16 protein-coding genes are annotated in these 14,774 nt (G+C 63.0%); 13 read left to right on the top strand and 3 right to left on the bottom strand.

All coding sequences use genetic code 11. From position 1 onward, the window contains the following. Window positions 1-78: 78 nt before the first annotated feature. The 7 genes from C5C07_RS15935 (at window position 79) to C5C07_RS15905 (ending at window position 6,105) form a co-directional block, all read left to right on the top strand. Complete coding sequence (locus tag C5C07_RS15935; protein WP_049904896.1) at window positions 79-1,239, top strand: amidohydrolase family protein; 1,161 nt, start codon at window positions 79-81, stop codon at window positions 1,237-1,239. Next, entirely contained in the window at window positions 1,236-1,634 is a 399-nt protein-coding gene (locus C5C07_RS15930; RefSeq protein ID WP_004971883.1) for a Rieske (2Fe-2S) protein, read from the top strand. The genes C5C07_RS15935 and C5C07_RS15930 overlap by 4 nt, the downstream gene beginning before the upstream one ends. A 50-nt stretch (window positions 1,635-1,684) precedes the next feature. Then, window positions 1,685-2,371 (top strand): RraA family protein, encoded by a 687-nt coding sequence (locus tag C5C07_RS15925; protein ID WP_081605171.1) that lies wholly within the window; start codon window positions 1,685-1,687, stop codon window positions 2,369-2,371. A 343-nt stretch (window positions 2,372-2,714) separates the two neighbouring features. Next, window positions 2,715-3,656 (top strand): glycine betaine ABC transporter substrate-binding protein, encoded by a 942-nt coding sequence (locus C5C07_RS15920; RefSeq protein WP_081605172.1) that lies wholly within the window; start codon window positions 2,715-2,717, stop codon window positions 3,654-3,656. Window position 3,657: 1 nt separating this feature from the next. Next, complete coding sequence (locus C5C07_RS15915; protein WP_004971890.1) at window positions 3,658-4,407, top strand: ABC transporter permease; 750 nt, start codon at window positions 3,658-3,660, stop codon at window positions 4,405-4,407. After that, window positions 4,404-5,441, top strand: coding sequence for an ABC transporter ATP-binding protein (locus C5C07_RS15910; RefSeq protein ID WP_004971892.1), 1,038 nt, complete (start codon window positions 4,404-4,406; stop codon window positions 5,439-5,441). Before C5C07_RS15915 ends, C5C07_RS15910 begins: the two co-directional genes overlap by 4 nt. Continuing rightward, a complete protein-coding gene (locus C5C07_RS15905) occupies window positions 5,434-6,105 on the top strand; it encodes an ABC transporter permease (protein ID WP_004971894.1) in 672 nt (223 codons plus the stop codon). The genes C5C07_RS15910 and C5C07_RS15905 overlap by 8 nt, the downstream gene beginning before the upstream one ends. Window positions 6,106-6,205: 100 nt before the next feature. Here C5C07_RS15905 and C5C07_RS15900 read toward each other — a convergent pair whose 3' ends face one another. Further along, window positions 6,206-7,369 carry an MFS transporter gene (locus C5C07_RS15900; protein ID WP_004971896.1) on the bottom strand — a complete coding sequence of 388 codons (1,164 nt, stop codon included), beginning with the start codon at window positions 7,367-7,369 and terminating at the stop codon, window positions 6,206-6,208. Between the two features lie 240 nt (window positions 7,370-7,609). After that, complete coding sequence (locus C5C07_RS15895; RefSeq protein WP_115805525.1) at window positions 7,610-7,954, bottom strand: hypothetical protein; 345 nt, start codon at window positions 7,952-7,954, stop codon at window positions 7,610-7,612. A gap of 137 nt (window positions 7,955-8,091) precedes the next feature. Between C5C07_RS15895 and C5C07_RS15890 the strand changes: the two genes are divergently transcribed. Together C5C07_RS15890 and C5C07_RS15885 are read left to right on the top strand one after the other, a co-directional pair. After that, window positions 8,092-8,898: an aldo/keto reductase gene (locus C5C07_RS15890; RefSeq protein WP_004971900.1), complete on the top strand. Its 807-nt coding sequence runs from the start codon at window positions 8,092-8,094 to the stop codon at window positions 8,896-8,898. A 2-nt stretch (window positions 8,899-8,900) separates the two neighbouring features. Then, window positions 8,901-9,947: a zinc-binding dehydrogenase gene (locus C5C07_RS15885; protein ID WP_049904898.1), complete on the top strand. Its 1,047-nt coding sequence runs from the start codon at window positions 8,901-8,903 to the stop codon at window positions 9,945-9,947. Between the two features lie 71 nt (window positions 9,948-10,018). Here the strand turns inward: C5C07_RS15885 and C5C07_RS15880 are convergent, their stop codons facing one another. Then, complete coding sequence (locus C5C07_RS15880) at window positions 10,019-10,246, bottom strand: hypothetical protein (RefSeq protein ID WP_004971905.1); 228 nt, start codon at window positions 10,244-10,246, stop codon at window positions 10,019-10,021. A gap of 169 nt (window positions 10,247-10,415) precedes the next feature. Between C5C07_RS15880 and C5C07_RS15875 the strand changes: the two genes are divergently transcribed. The 4 genes from C5C07_RS15875 to C5C07_RS15860 all read left to right on the top strand — a co-directional run bounded on the left by C5C07_RS15875 (window position 10,416) and on the right by C5C07_RS15860 (window position 14,498). Continuing rightward, on the top strand, window positions 10,416-11,663 hold the full coding sequence (locus tag C5C07_RS15875; RefSeq protein WP_115805524.1) for a saccharopine dehydrogenase family protein: 1,248 nt from the start codon (window positions 10,416-10,418) through the stop codon (window positions 11,661-11,663). A gap of 341 nt (window positions 11,664-12,004) precedes the next feature. After that, window positions 12,005-12,415 carry an EamA family transporter gene (locus C5C07_RS15870; protein ID WP_004971910.1) on the top strand — a complete coding sequence of 137 codons (411 nt, stop codon included), beginning with the start codon at window positions 12,005-12,007 and terminating at the stop codon, window positions 12,413-12,415. A 60-nt stretch (window positions 12,416-12,475) separates the two neighbouring features. Next, complete coding sequence (locus C5C07_RS15865) at window positions 12,476-12,922, top strand: universal stress protein (protein WP_004971912.1); 447 nt, start codon at window positions 12,476-12,478, stop codon at window positions 12,920-12,922. 127 nt (window positions 12,923-13,049) lie between these two features. After that, window positions 13,050-14,498 (top strand): aldehyde dehydrogenase family protein, encoded by a 1,449-nt coding sequence (locus C5C07_RS15860; protein ID WP_115805523.1) that lies wholly within the window; start codon window positions 13,050-13,052, stop codon window positions 14,496-14,498. Window positions 14,499-14,774: the final 276 nt, after the last annotated feature.

The following is a 14,774-nucleotide window of genomic DNA, read 5'->3' as shown; positions in this document are numbered from 1 at the left end:
GACAAAATATTTCGATTCATCTCCGGCACTCTGTCTGAGGAGAACATTTATAACGATTGTATCCAACATTGGAATCGTATGGCTGACCAACGCAAGCGACTCGCCGAACGTAGTGAGCAAGCCAGGTCAAACCCCCTCGCAGACCAGCTCAAGGAAGTGCCGGTCATCGACATGGACGTCCACACGTCCTTCAGAAACGAGGAGATTCAACGGGACCTGCTGAAGCACCTCGACGACCCGTACAAGCGGGAAATCGAGTACTACCTGCAACCGGGGACGTCCTCGTACGACGGGATGTACCCGACGGACAACTACAACCGCGACCTGAGCGGGAAACTCCCGACGGAGCTGATGCAGGTCACGGAGCCGAAAGAGGACATCGACGACGTCCTGTCGCGGGAGTTCCACGTCGACTACCCCATCGTCAACATGCTGCCGGAGCTCAACATGGTCCGGCAGACCGACAAGGCGGTAGCGCTCAACGAGGCAGCCAACAAAGTGCTCGTCGAGCGCTTCCTCGACGGACATGACAACTTCCACGGCCTGGCGTCGGTCGTCCCACACGACCCGTCGGCCGCCGCGGAGGAAATCGACCGATTCGCCAAGGAAGACCAGATCTGCGGCGTGTTCCTGAACTCGACCGGGACGAAGACGCCACTCGGCGACGAGAAGTACGACCCCATCTACCGCGCGGCGGAGGATAACGACCTTCCCGTCGTCTTCCACGGGGCGGCGGCTCCGGGACTCGCCCTCGACTTCCCCACGCTCCAGCACGAACTGCAGACGTACATGGCGAACCACGCGCTCGCACACGTCTACTCCCAGTTCCTGACGCTGACGAGCCTCTTCGAGAACGGGACGCCGGCGAAGTTCCCCGGGGTCGACTTCGTGTTCCAGGAGGCGGGAATCGCGTGGCTCTCGCTCATCTTCCGTCTAAACCGGGAGTACAAGCAGCGCCGGAGCGAGGTCCCGCTGCTTGAGAAGACGCCGGAGGAGTACGTTCGCGACCAGTTCTACTTCGCCACGCAACCGCTCGACGAGCCGAACGACCCGGTCATGATGCAACAGCTCGTGGAGATGTGGGGCGGCGACGTGCTCATGTTCGCGACGGACCACCCCCACTTCGACATCGACAACACGGAAGCGCTGCTGAAATACCTCGGTAACTTCTCCGAGGAGGACCGTAACAAGGTGTTGTACGGAAACTCGGCAGAAGTCTTCGACATCGACGTCTCATGAGCAAGAACGCACAGAATCTTCCGCTCGACGACGACGAACACGTCGTCGCGCGGTCCGACGAACTCACCGACGGCGAACGCGTCATCGCGCTCCTGAACGGGAAGGAGATCGGCGTGTTCAACATCGACGGCGAGCTGTACGCCTACCCGAACTGGTGTGCTCACCAGGGCGGCCCCCTCTGTGAGGGGATGGTGAGCGGAACCGTCGAAGCGGAACACGACCGGGACACGCTCACGACCGAGCTCGAGTGGTGCCGAGAAGGAGAGATTCTCAGCTGTCCGTGGCACGGCTGGGAGTTCGACGCTACGACCGGCGACTGCCTCGTCGACGACGGCTGTAAACTCCGGTCAATTCCCGTTCGCAACGAGTCCGGCTACGTCGTCGTCACGCTGTAATCGCTATCCGAACACCACACCCCCCAACCACACCACACCAACCCAAACCGATGAGCAATCAATCCACTACAGAAAGAAAACGACAAGTCGACAAGGAACTGCTCGCCAAATACGAAGACCTGTACACGCCGGCGGTGGCAGACGTGATGCACGAGTACGGGTACGAAGAGCAGACGCTCGACCCCGAACTCACGCCGCTCGACGACGGCATGACCGTGGTCGGAAGCGCGTTCCCCATCGTCGGGCGACCGAACCGAAGCGTCAACGCCGACGAGGTACTCAGGCGCTTCCTCGAGATGCACGAGGACGTTCCCAAAGACGGCGTCATGATCTACGACACCAACGACACGAACTCGGCCCACCTCGGCGAGCTCGAAGTGACCTCGCTCCAACCGTCGGGCGTGGCCGGTGCCGTCATCGACGGCGGCGTCCGCGACACGAGCGTCATCCGAGAGCGCGGCTTCCCCGTGTTCAATCGGTACACGACCCCCGTAGACTGTATCTTCCGCTGGGAACTGCTCGACTGGGGCACCGACGCCGTGGTCGGCGGGGTCGAAGTCTCACCCGGCGACATCGTCGTCGGCGACGGAGACGGCGTCGTCGTCGTTCCCCAGGAAATCGCTGAGGACGTCGCCGAGGACGCCCACGAGATGGCGTCGTCCGAAGACGCGGTCCGGGCCGCCCTCGAAGAGGGTGTCGGGGCGTTCGACGCCTACGAGGAACACGAGACGTTCTAGGCGTTTTCGAGACGACAGCGGAGCGTCCCATAACAACCTGCGAAGGACGACGGCGCGACCCCGAATGGGTGAGCACGGAGCAGCACGCTACTCAGTCGCTCGGAGAGGCGGGATTGCGGTCGTGAGCGAACCCGCTCCCGCGAGACCGGCTTCCGAGGTCGTCCGGCGCTGCTCCGATCCGCTGGACGGGAGAGCGAGAGCGGATGTTAATGTTGGTTAGATGCTATTTTTGAATGTGCGTGCGTCCATCATCTAAGACGCGCAGGGTTCGCCCAGTTCGGGCGGCAAAAACTGTCTGAGGATAAATTATAAATATCTCCGGGCAAGTTCATCAGGATGAATCATGCACAACAGTAGGAGAGCGTTCCTTCAGTCAGCGGGAGCAATCGGTATCGCAAGCATGGCGGGCTGTTCCAGTATCGTAGACGGCGGCGGCAGCGGCGACAGCATCACCATCGGTTCGAAGCAGTTCGCGGAACAGGAGATTCTCGGGCACATGGCGATTGCCGCCCTCCGGGAGAACACCGACCTGACGGTCAACGACGAGACGGGGCTCGGCGGCACCTCCCAGTGTTTCAACGCGCTCAAGAACGACGAAATCGACTGCTACTGGACGTACACCGGAACGCTCTGGCACCAGATTCTCGGGAAATCGAACGTCATTCCCGACGGGGAGCAGATATACAGCGAGTCGAAGAGCGCCGCCGAAGAAGAGTGGGGACTGACGCTGACGGAACCCACGGGGGCTGACGCGTCGTGGACCATCGTCGCCCGCCCCGATTGGGCGAGCGAACACGGCATCGAAACGATCAGCGACTTCGCCTCGTACGTCAACGACGGGAACACGGACATGACGTTCGTGTCCTACACGGAATACGCGGAACGAGAGGACGGTCTCCCCGCCCTCATCGATGACTACGGCATCGAGCAGTCCGCGTGGGACGAAGTGAAGCTCCGGAAGGTCGGATACGGCGGCCTGAACTACCAGATTCTCAACGACGGCCAGGCCGTCGCGACTTCGGGCTGGCAGACGCAGCCGCAGATATACAAGTACGACCTGCGCATCCTCGATGACGACAAGGGTCACTTCTCGAAGTACTGGATCGTCCCCATGATACAGCAGGCTGCCGTCGAGGAGAACCCCGTCGTCAAGGAGACGCTGGACGAGGTGGCACCGAGCGTCACCACCGAGAAGATGCAGCAGATGGCGCTCGAGGCCAGCGAGGAAGACAGGGACCCGGCGAGCATCGCTCGCGACCACCTGAGCTCCGAAGGACTCATCTGACATGCCATCAACGACATCCCTCGAAGCGGCTCTCACCGCCCTCGCGTCGGTGACGTTAAACTCCACGCTCGGAGAGTACCAGTCGTTCGTCTCCCGGTACGCCGGCGACCTGCTCGTGTTGACGCTGGAGCACATCGATATCATCGCTATCTCGATGCTGCTCGCGATACCCATCGGTATCTCGCTCGGCGTCCTGATAACGTTCAACGACACCGCGGCCACGGTCGTTCTCTGGCTCGCCGGCGTCGCCATGACGGTGCCGAGCATCGCGCTGTTCGGACTGCTCATCCCCGTCTTCGGAATCGGGGAACCGCCGGTCATCGTCTCGCTGGTGTTGTACTCGCAGCTTCCGCTCGTCAGGAACACCTACGTCGGGCTCAACGGCGTCGACGACGCGGTCATCCAGTCCGGACGGGGGCTGGGTATGACCCGTATCGAGCGCCTGCGACAGATTCAGGTCCCGATGGCGCTCCCGGTCATCATGACCGGACTGCGGAACGCAGTCGTCATCATCATCGGCGTCGCCGCCATCGGGGCGTTCGTCGGAGCCGGCGGGTTGGGGGATTTCATCTTCCAAGGCATCCGCGAGCGTAATATCCCGATGATAGTCGTCACGACCGTCGTGCTGGTGGTGCTGACGCTGGCGTTCGATTACTGCTTCGCGGTCAGCGAGCAGTTGTTCAGACTTCGTAACGGAGAGCAGATAGACCAAGCACGACCGACCCGCGCGATTTGGAGGATACTCTCATGAGTCAACACGCAATCGAGTTCGAAAACGTTCGGAAAGAGTACGGGCAGACAGTGGCGCTCGACGGTGTGAGTTTCAGCGTCGAAGCGGGGACGACGACCGTCCTCGTCGGGCCGTCGGGCTGCGGCAAGACGACCACGATGAAGCTCGTCAACCGCCTCGAAGACCCGACCGACGGAGCGGTCCGGTTCGAGGGTGAAGACGTACAGAACGTCGAGAAGACGAGCCTTCGGCGAAGCATCGGTTACGTCATCCAGGACATCGGCCTGTTCGACCACATGACCGTCGCGGAGAACGTGGGAACGGTCCCGCGGCTGAAAGGCTGGGACGAAGACCGCATCGAGAGCCGGGTCGACGAGCTCCTGTCGCTCATGGACCTTCCTCCGGACCAGTACCGGGAGAACTACCCGCGGGAACTGTCCGGCGGCCAGCGCCAGCGCGTCGGCGTCGCCCGCGCCCTCGCGGCCGACCCGGACCTGATGTTGATGGACGAGCCGTTCGGGGCGCTCGACCCCATCACCCGCGACAACCTCCAAGACGAGTTCCTCGAGATTCAAGAGCAGATCAACACCACGATTCTGTTCGTCACCCACGACATCGACGAGGCGCTGAAGATGGGTGACAAAATCGCGATTTACGACGTGGGCGAAGTCGTCCAGTACGACACGCCCGAGAACATCCTCGAGAACCCGGCGAACGAGTTCGTCGAGGACTTCATCGGGTCGAACCGCGGCCTGAAGAAACTGCAGGTGCTGCCGGTCGAAGACGTCATGGACACGGACGGCTCGCTCGTGGGGAAGTCCGTCTCCGAACTGGCTCGGGAGCGCCCGGAGTTCGAAGCCGCCGCGGCGGACGGCGCGGGAACGCCGCCGTACGTCACCGCCGGGCAAAGCGCCGAGACGGCGCTCTCGGTGCTGCTCGAATCCGACTGCGACGACCTCCCGGTCGTCCGAGACGACAGCGTCGTCGGGACGGTGACCCTCAAACACCTCCGCCACAGTAACGGACCAACGCGGGAGGAACTCACGCATGAGTAACCTGCTCGTCGAGGCGACGAACTACCTGCTCAACAACTTCGACACGTTCGTCGACCTGCTGCGCGAGCATCTCATCTTGGTGCTCGTCGCGCAGGTCGGTGCGATAGTCGTCGCGGTGACGGCAGGTATCCTCGCGACGCGAAACGAGCGAGCGAAGACGTGGGTGCTCTCGTCGGGGAACATCTCCCAGACGGTCCCGCCGCTGGCCGTCATCGCGCTCGTCTTCCCGTTCGTCGGCATCGGCTTCAACTCGGCGTTGCTCGCGATGTGGGTGTACGCGCTGTTGCCCATCATCACGAACACCATCGCCGGCATCGAGGACGTCGACGAGGGAACCATCCGAGCGGCGGAAGGGATGGGCATGACCGACCGCGAAATCCTCCGTCAAATCCAACTCCCGTTGGCCGTCCCAGTCATCTTCGCCGGCATCAGGACCAGCACCGTGATGAACGTCGGAACGGCGTACCTCGCCATCTTCATCGGTGCCGGGGGGCTCGGCGACTGGGTCGTCACCGGCATCCAACTGTTCAACACGCCGCAGATTCTCGCCGGCGCGATTCCCGGCGCGGTGTTGGCGATTTCGCTCGACACCATTCTCGGCGTCGCCGAGCGGAACCTCAACACGCAGACCACGCAGAGCGGCGGTGCAGTCGCGGAGGCCTGAACCGACATCCGCCAAACGAGTCCCCGATACGGTTGCCCCTCGTACCCTCTTGTCACCGCATCGTCGGCAGCGACACGACACAGCCGACGAGCCGTTCGAATCAGCGTCGCCCGAGCCACACCAGCGGTATCGCTGCGAGCCCGAAGCCGACGAGCAGGCTCGCGAACGCCGACGTGTAGCCCAGTCGCGTGGCGGCGGTCCCGATGTACGCGGGGCCGAGACTGCCGACGGCGAAGTACACCGTTCTGAGGACGCCGAGGTCGCCGCCGATCGTCTCCGTCGCCAGCACGTCGCTGAGATAGACGTACATGACCGGCCAGATGGCAGTGATGGCGACGGCGTAGGCGACGAGTCCGAGCCCGACGCCGATGGGGGAGTCGACGAGCACGAGCGTCGAGAGCCCGACGACACCGAATCCCATCGCGGTGACGCCCATCCCGGTGGGAGACCACGCGTCGCTGAGCGCGCCGGCGACGGGCGTAACCACCATGCCGACGACGAACATGCTCGCGAAGGCGACCGTCGCCTCGAACGACGAGAACGACTTCACCGCCTGCAGATACGCCGGGAGAAAACTCGCGCTGCCCTGCCAGAGGAACATCGAGACGGACATGACAACGAGGACGGCGTACGTCTCGCGCTCCCGAAAGAGCCGAGAGCACACCGCTTTGGGGTCGAGCGCCACGCGCGAGACGGCGTACTCGCCGCGGTTGAGTCTGTGGGTCCCGACCCCGACGAGAACCAGCAATACGACGACCGGGACGAACGCGTCCCGCCACGAGAACGTCCCGACGATGGCGACCGCGAGCACCGCCGACAGCGCGCTTCCGAGGTTGACGGCCGCGTCTCGGATACCGAAAGCGCGCCCGCGGTTCTCCTCGAAGTGAGTCTGCAGCAGGACGAATCCGGCGGGTTCGAACAGCCCGTAGCCCGCGCCGATGAGGCCGAGCCCCGCGACGAACACCGGGAACGTCGTCGCCGCCGCCAAGACGAGGAATCCGAGAATCATCACGCCCTGGCTGCCGAGCAACACGACGCCGGCCGAGAGGCGGTCGGAGTACCGACCGCCGGGGAACTGCGCGGCGGCGTTGCACGCCCACATGAACGAGATGGACACGCCTGCCTCGGCCGCGCTGACCCCGAAGTAGTCGATGATCTCCGGGAGCATCGGTGCGACGACGAGCAGACCGGAGAGCGATACGACGATACCGAGCGCGTGGAGGTTCAGTTGTCTGCCGTTGTACCCGCGAAACGTCTCTAGCATTGGTGTGGGTGTGTCATGGTGTCTGGTGAGTCGTCAGTGAGTCTCGGTCGTCGGTGAATCTCGGCCGCCATCGGGGGCGAGTAAGCGAACTGCTCGCACGGTCGAGGGGGCGGCCCGAACCGCGGGAGGAACTCCGCCCGGAGCGTGACGAGACGAGCGACCGGTCTCAGGCTCTGCTTGCAGCGTGTTATGTCCCGGTCCACGGCGATGGCAATTAAAATTGCCGAGTGAGACGTGCGGTCACTCTCGCTCGGCGACCGCGTCCTCGACGAGCGATTTGAACGCCGACGACGTGATAGAGAAGACGGTGTTCGCGCTACTGTCGCGCGACCGGTGGACCGACTCGATTGGTTCGCCGTCGAGCCGTATCTGCCACGTGCTCAGTTTCGACGGCGACGGGTCGACGAGCCGGATGTTGCAGCCGTGGCTCGCTTCGAGCTCCTCGACGACCGTGTGGACGTAGACGTCGTCTTCGAACTTCGGTGCGTCGTAGCCCGGGAGGTCGAGCTCCTCGCGAATCTCCACGTTCTCGTCCCACCACGGCGGAACGTCGTCGGGGCGGTCTGTGTCAGAACTGTCGGTCATACTCACACCTCGTCAAGCAACCGCAAAGAAACTTCGCCTCGGTCCCGACCTGGTCGGAGTCAGGTACTTCCGAGGGGCAAAGCGTTATACCTCGCTCGTTGGTAGTTGGTGTCGTGAGTCATAGTAGCACGTTTGAGATGGGTATCGGAACCTGGTACCCTGACCAGCGACAGAGATGCGTCGACAGCGTTCTCACTGCGCTCGGTCACGGCTATCGGCACGTCGACACCGCACAGCAGTACGACACCGAGAAATACGTCGGTGAAGCTATCCAACGGTCGGACGTCCCGCGCGAAGAGATAACCGTCGCGACGAAGGTCCGGCCGAGCAACCTCAGCTACGACCGCGTGCTCGAAAGCACGAAAGAGAGCCTGGACGCGCTCGGCGTCGAGACCATCGACCTGCTGTACGTCCACTATCCACTGAAGGCCTACGACGTCGAAGAGACGATGGCGGCGTTCACGGAACTGTACGAGCAGGGACTCATCGACAACATCGGCCTCAGCAATTATTCGATACCCTTGCTCGACGAGGCGATGGACGTCCTCGACGTTCCCGTCTTCGCCCATCAGGTCGAGATGCACCCGCTCTTACAGCAGCAGCACCTGCTCGAACACGCCCGGAAACACGACTACTGGCTGGTCGCGTATCGTCCGCTCGTCGGGGGGAAAGTGATGGAGATGCCGGCTCTGATCGACATCGCCGAGAAGCACGACGTGACCCCAGCACAGGTGAGTCTGGCCTGGTTGTTGAGCAAAGAGCGAGTCGCGGTGGTTCCGAAGGCGACCGGCGACCATGTCGCGGCGAACTGGGACGCCCGACAACTAGAGCTCACGGCGGACGACGTCGCCCGAATCGACGCCATCTCCCGGGAAGAGCGAACCGTCACACGCGAGTCGAGCGTGATGATCCACGACGAGCCGATGCCCTGGGAAGAAACCTAAATATGGCACCGGAGACCATGAACGCAGTATTGCTCACCGGACACGGTGGGCTGGAGAAGTTAGCGTACCGAAAAGACGTTCCGGTGCCCCAGCCCGGTTCCGATGACGTACTCGTCGAGGTCGAAGCGTGTGGACTGAACAACACGGACATCTGGACTCGGGAGGCGGCATACGGCGACGACGATGCCGGCTGGAAAGGGCGGCTCGATTTCCCGATCATCCAGGGAGGAGACATCGCGGGGACAATCGCCGACGTCGGTCCGAACGTCTCGAAGGACCGAATCGGTGAGCGAGTCCTCGTGGATAACGCGCTCTACGCTGACGCTCCCAGCGAGTTCCAATCGCTTGTGAACGCGGACCTCGTCGGAAGCGAACGCGACGGAGGGTACGCGGAGTACTCGGTCGTTCCGGCCGAAAACGCACACGAGCTAGAGAGTTCCCTCTCTGCTCCTGAACTCGCGACGTTCCCGACGGCGTACGTGACGGCCGAACGGATGTTGAATCGCGCGAACGTCGGAGCTGGCGACGACGTGCTCGTCACCGGTGCCTCTGGAGGCGTCGGGACCGGACTCGTCCAACTCGCACGGCGACGCGGTGCACGCGTGCTCGGACTGACGAGTAGCGGGAAATCGGACGCGGTTCGCGAGGTGGGTGCAGACGCGGTCATCGCACGCGACGAAGCGGACGTCCCGTCAGCGATAGAACACTGGACCGAAGACGGGCACGTCGACGTCGTGGCCGACGTCGTCGGTGGCGAGTTGTTCCAGGCGCTTCTCGAAGCGCTCCGACCGGGCGGCAGCCTCGTGACCGCCGGTGCTGTCGCCGGTCCCGTCACCGAAATCGACCTCCGAACGGTGTATCTGAAGCAAATCGACGTCGTCGGGTCGACGATGGGGACGCGAAGCGAGTTCCGAGACTTGGTTCGCTACATCGAGAACGGCGACATCGAACCAGTGCTCGCCGAGACGTACCCGCTCTCTGAGGTCCGCGAGGCACAGCGTCACTTCGCCCGGAACGATTACGTCGGGAACATCGTGGTGGAACCGTAGCGCGTATTCGAAGAGACCGGTACGCTCGACACGACAAAATTCCCGAAGGGCGATGTAGTACGTTATCGTTCCTAACCCGAGAAAGAGACCGCCTGCGAGTGCGAGTCCGGTCCCTTCGTGGAAACGACGACCGGTCCGCCTTGCCAGAGGAGATACCCGGTCGCGGCGGTGAGCCCGGCGACGTACGTGTAGATGACGGCCTGCTCCGGTGGCAGGGTTCGTGTCGGGAGTTTGGCGAGAAACGCCCAGCCCGCGTAGAGCGCCATCGCCGCGAACGCAAAGAGCGCTGTTTTCGACATGATGTTCGTACAGCTAGTATCCCAGCGAGGTAGTATAGCCTCTTGGACGCCTCGCCGTGCCATCGAGAACGTGAGTGTTGGTGAGATTGATGTCCGCAAATCAGATGATTACAGGTACTGTGAGAGCCCATAGAATTAAGTCGGTTAATCATGCATATCCTACTGTATTATGAGCGGTAAGACCGTAGTCCTTGGCGGTTCCGGAGCGATGACCTCCGCCTGCGTGTACGACCTGTACCGAACCAGCGACTTCGACGAAATCGTCGTCGCGGACGCCGACGAGAAGAATGCCCGCCGGCTCGTCGAACTAATCGACGACGACCGCGTCACGTTCGAACCCGTGGACGCGACGAGCGCGGACGACATCGCCCGCGTCCTCGACGACGCGGCGTACGTGGTGAACGGACTCCCGTACCAGTTCGAAGAGAACGTCCTCGACGCCATCGTCGAGGTCGGCGACCTCACCGGTGTCGACCTGAACGCCTTCGACTTCGACGCCGTGCTCAGCCGGTCCGACGAGTTCGCTGAGGCGGGCTGTTCGCTGTGGTTCGCGAACGGCGGCCTCGTCAGCACGATCGCGCTCGGCATGGTCGGCTGCGACGAGTTCGACGACGTCGAGGACGTGAACTTCTACTGGGGGATGTGGCGGCTCCTCAGCCAGACGACCGCCGGCCTCACCGACACCGTCACCTACGAACACGACCCGAACGTCGACGAGCGGGCCCGCTGGGAAGACGGAGAGGTCATCAACGACCTCCCGCCGTTCTCCCAGGAGCGGACGTTCGAGTTCCCCGGCCCCATCGGGGAACAGGAGACGTACGTCATCTCCCATCCCGAACCCATCACGTTCCCGAAGGCACCCATCGCACAGGAGACGAACGTCGACCGAATCATCACCCGCGGCGTCTGGCACGACGAGTGGACCGAATACGAGCGGACGCTCCACGCGATGGACGCGTTCGACGCGGACCCCATCGAGGTCGAAGGCGGGACCGTCGACCCCCTCGAAGTCGCCCAGTCGCAGGTCAAGCGCGCCGGCCGACAGCGAGACGCCGAGTGGCAGGCACCCGAGGAACTCTCCAGCGAGACGGAGTGGACGCCACAGACGATTCTCTCGTCGGAAGTCACGGGGACGGCGGCCGGAGAAGCGGGGACCGCGGTCTACCACTTCGAACAGCCGTTCCCGTTCTTCGACGGCAACGAAATCTCGATGATGCGGGAGTACGGCTGCTACGTCGGCGTGCCGCTGTCGGTGACGCTTCAGCTCATGGCCGAGGGTGCCGTGGACAAGGACGGCATCTTCGTGACCGAGACCAGCGGTATGGACGCCGACCGATACTTCGAGATGATGGAAGCGCGCGGCTTCGAGCTGACCGAAGAACAGACGCCGCCTAAGCAGGCCGCGACGTCCACGTAAGCGAACGCGCCGAGAGTATCGGTCGCTGTCCCTCTTGATTCGACATTTGTCGTATAAAGATTTAACCTACTGTCGAGACGACGTGGTCCCGTATGCGATGTCCAAACTGCGACGAAACCCTCGTCGCCGTCGAGACGTACCACGACAGCGAGTTCGTCTGTAGAACGTGCGAGTACTACCTCCCCAGGGGGTCTGATTGACCCGACGAGCGACGCGTTCCTCGGACGCAGGCCGAGCGGGAGGGAGAGAGGGACGTGGGCAGGCTTTCTTCCGGGTGAGTTCCGTCACGGACAGCCAAAGAATCAATACCGGTTGTCCCTGACATACGGGTAACGCACGCTATGTCGAAGACAGTTATCTTCGCGTTCGGGTCGATGGCGCTCTACGCGGGCTGGGCGTTTCTCGCCAAAGTCGCAACGAAGTCACTGCCGGCGGAGCAAGCCGTCATCTACACCTACGTCGCTGGACTCACCGCAGCCGCCTCGTACCTCCTGTGGCGCGGCGGTCCGGTCGTCGTCTCCACAAGGGGAATCGGGTTCGCACTCGCGGGCGGACTGTTCCTCGGACTCGGAACGATCAGCTACTACATCGCGCTCAGTCAGGGCTCCGCCGCCGTTGCGACGAGCATCAGCGGAATGTACCTCCTCGGAACGACGCTCCTCGCGGTCGTCTTCCTGGAGGAATCGCTCGGTCAGGTCAAAATCGCGGGCATCGCGCTGGCGGTCGGCGCAGTGATACTGCTCGCGCAGTGAGCGACGTAGGGCTATACCGCCTCCCAAGGAAATTAGTCACCTGACCTCTATACGGAGGATATGGCAATCGTGACCGCAATCGACGATTCGGACCGAGCAGCGACCGTACTCTCGAAGGCGTCGGCTCTCGCCGCGGACCTCGACGAACCGCTTCACTCGCTTCACGTGCTCCAGCGTACGGACCTCGTTGACACCCTCGAAAAAGAGGTCGAGGGGCAGGAAGTCACCGAGAACCACGAGGTCAGACGCGTCGGAGCGGAGATTATCGAGCGGGCGGCGGCGAACGGAGAACTCGAACACGAGACAGCGGAGATAGAGAACGTCGTCCGCGTCGGCGACCCGGCGGAGCAAATCACGACGTACGCCGACAGCGTCGACACGCGCTACATCGTCGTCGGGGGACGACGCAGGTCGCCGACGGGGAAGGCCCTGTTCGGAAGCGTCACGCAGCGCGTGATGCTCAGTTCCGAAGTGCCGGTGCTCAACGTCCCAACGAGTAGCCAGTAGCGGTACGCGCCACTCCGAGACCACCGGCGTAGCCCGGGAGAGAGACGGCGACCGCGAACGACCGCGACGGCGCCCGTATTGACAAGACCGACAGATATTATAATGAGGGTTCTGTGAATGAGAGTAGATGCCGGTGTTCAATAACTACTGTAACGGCAAGTGGACAGGCTCTGAATCAGGCGAGACGTTCGAGGTGCGGAACCCCGCGGACCCGGACGACGTAATCGGCGAGTTCCCGTCGTCGACGGCCGACGACACCCGAGACGCGGTCGATGCCGCGGTCGCGGCTCAAGCGGCGTGGGAAGACACCCCAGCGCCCGAGCGCGGTGCGATTCTCCGCCGCGCCGCGTCGCGTCTCGAATCCCGGTCCGACGAGGTCGCAGAACTCCTTGCTCGGGAGGAAGGAAAAGCGCTCCCCGAGGCGACGGGCGAAGTGGCCCGGGCCGTCGGTATCCTGTACTATTTCGCCGAGAAGGCGCTGGACCTGGGTGGCGACGTCAAAGCTTCGAGTTCACAGGACACGCGCCTCGAAACTAAGACCGAGCCGCTGGGCACGGTCGGGCTGATCACGCCGTGGAACTACCCCATCGCCATCCCGACGTGGAAGCTCGCGCCCGCGCTCGTCACCGGGAACACCGTCGTTCTCAAGCCCGCGTCTCGAGCGCCCGCTGTCGCACACGAAGTGGCCAAGTGCCTCGATGAAGCCGGCCTTCCGGACGGCGTGCTCAACGTCATCACCGGCTCGGGCAGCGAGGTCGGCGGCACGCTCACGACCCACGACGACATCGACGCGATTTCCTTCACCGGGAGCACGGTCGTGGGACAGCAGGTCGGCGAGACGGCCGCGGCGGACGGCAAGCGCATCCAACTCGAGATGGGCGGGAAGAACCCGACGGTCGTGATGCCGAGCGCCGACGTCGGCACCGCCGCGGAAATCGTCTCCGACGGCGCGTTCGGCGGGACCGGACAGGCCTGTACCGCGGCGTCCCGAGCCATCGTCCACGAAGACGTCTACGACGAGTTCGTCGACGAACTCGTGGCCGCCGCGGAGGACATCAGCATCGGACCGGCACTGGACGGCTACGACATGGGGCCGCACGTCAGTAAATCCGAGCTCGAAGGCACGCTGGACTACATCGACGTCGGCGTCTCGGAGGGTGCGACCCTCGAAACCGGTGGGTCCGTCCCCGAAGCACCGCGCCACGAGTCGGGCTACTTCGTCGAGCCGACGGTCTTCTCGGACGTATCCAGCGAGATGCGCATCGCACAAGAGGAGATTTTCGGGCCGGTCGTGGGCGTCATCCCCGCGAGTTCCTACGAAGAGGCGGTGACGCTCGCCAACGACACGAAATACGGCCTCTCCGCCAGTATCGTCACACAGGACCTCAGCGAGGCCCATCAGTTCGCCGACGACGTCGAAGCCGGCGTCGTCAAGGTCAACGAGAAGACGACCGGTCTCGAACTCCACGTCCCCTTCGGCGGCATGAAGTCGTCGTCGAGCGAGACGTGGCGCGAACAGGGTGACGCCGGCCTCGACTTCTTCACGACGTCGAAGACGGTGTATCTCAACTACTGAGCCCGGTTCCGGGTTCACGCGCCCCGCACTTTTCGCCGTTTTTTCTTCCCGACCACGCAGAGCGTCGCGTCCGCATTCGACAGGGTACTAACACGACGAGACCACGGGACGTCGACGGGGCGTTCTATGACATCGAACGGGTTCGTGCCTGCCGAGCGGTCGTTTGTCCGCCAAATTCGTTACAAGCATAGGCCTGTAAAACATGTCCGTACCAAAACAACAGTCCACCAGCGGTGTCACAAACCGTCACCAAAGGCGTCGATAATTTTTCAAACG

This window comes from Haloferax sp. Atlit-4N (assembly GCF_003383025.1).
Lineage (GTDB): Archaea > Halobacteriota > Halobacteria > Halobacteriales > Haloferacaceae > Haloferax > Haloferax gibbonsii.
Note: the sequence above shows the minus strand (reverse complement) of the source record. Positions and strands in the feature narration are given on the sequence as shown.

Excerpts from the sequence above, each read along its gene's own strand:
- C5C07_RS15935 (WP_049904896.1), top strand. The coding sequence starts at position 79 with ATGGCTGACCAACGCAAGCGACTCGCCGAACGTAGTGAGCAAGCCAGG.
- C5C07_RS15930 (WP_004971883.1), top strand. The coding sequence starts at position 1,236 with ATGAGCAAGAACGCACAGAATCTTCCGCTCGACGACGACGAACACGTC.
- C5C07_RS15925 (WP_081605171.1), top strand. The coding sequence starts at position 1,685 with ATGAGCAATCAATCCACTACAGAAAGAAAACGACAAGTCGACAAGGAA.
- C5C07_RS15920 (WP_081605172.1), top strand. The coding sequence starts at position 2,715 with ATGCACAACAGTAGGAGAGCGTTCCTTCAGTCAGCGGGAGCAATCGGT.
- C5C07_RS15915 (WP_004971890.1), top strand. The coding sequence starts at position 3,658 with ATGCCATCAACGACATCCCTCGAAGCGGCTCTCACCGCCCTCGCGTCG.
- C5C07_RS15910 (WP_004971892.1), top strand. The coding sequence starts at position 4,404 with ATGAGTCAACACGCAATCGAGTTCGAAAACGTTCGGAAAGAGTACGGG.
- C5C07_RS15905 (WP_004971894.1), top strand. The coding sequence starts at position 5,434 with ATGAGTAACCTGCTCGTCGAGGCGACGAACTACCTGCTCAACAACTTC.
- C5C07_RS15900 (WP_004971896.1), bottom strand. The coding sequence starts at position 7,369 with ATGCTAGAGACGTTTCGCGGGTACAACGGCAGACAACTGAACCTCCAC.
- C5C07_RS15895 (WP_115805525.1), bottom strand. The coding sequence starts at position 7,954 with ATGACCGACAGTTCTGACACAGACCGCCCCGACGACGTTCCGCCGTGG.
- C5C07_RS15890 (WP_004971900.1), top strand. The coding sequence starts at position 8,092 with ATGGGTATCGGAACCTGGTACCCTGACCAGCGACAGAGATGCGTCGAC.
- C5C07_RS15885 (WP_049904898.1), top strand. The coding sequence starts at position 8,901 with ATGGCACCGGAGACCATGAACGCAGTATTGCTCACCGGACACGGTGGG.
- C5C07_RS15880 (WP_004971905.1), bottom strand. The coding sequence starts at position 10,246 with ATGTCGAAAACAGCGCTCTTTGCGTTCGCGGCGATGGCGCTCTACGCG.
- C5C07_RS15875 (WP_115805524.1), top strand. The coding sequence starts at position 10,416 with ATGAGCGGTAAGACCGTAGTCCTTGGCGGTTCCGGAGCGATGACCTCC.
- C5C07_RS15870 (WP_004971910.1), top strand. The coding sequence starts at position 12,005 with ATGTCGAAGACAGTTATCTTCGCGTTCGGGTCGATGGCGCTCTACGCG.
- C5C07_RS15865 (WP_004971912.1), top strand. The coding sequence starts at position 12,476 with ATGGCAATCGTGACCGCAATCGACGATTCGGACCGAGCAGCGACCGTA.
- C5C07_RS15860 (WP_115805523.1), top strand. The coding sequence starts at position 13,050 with ATGCCGGTGTTCAATAACTACTGTAACGGCAAGTGGACAGGCTCTGAA.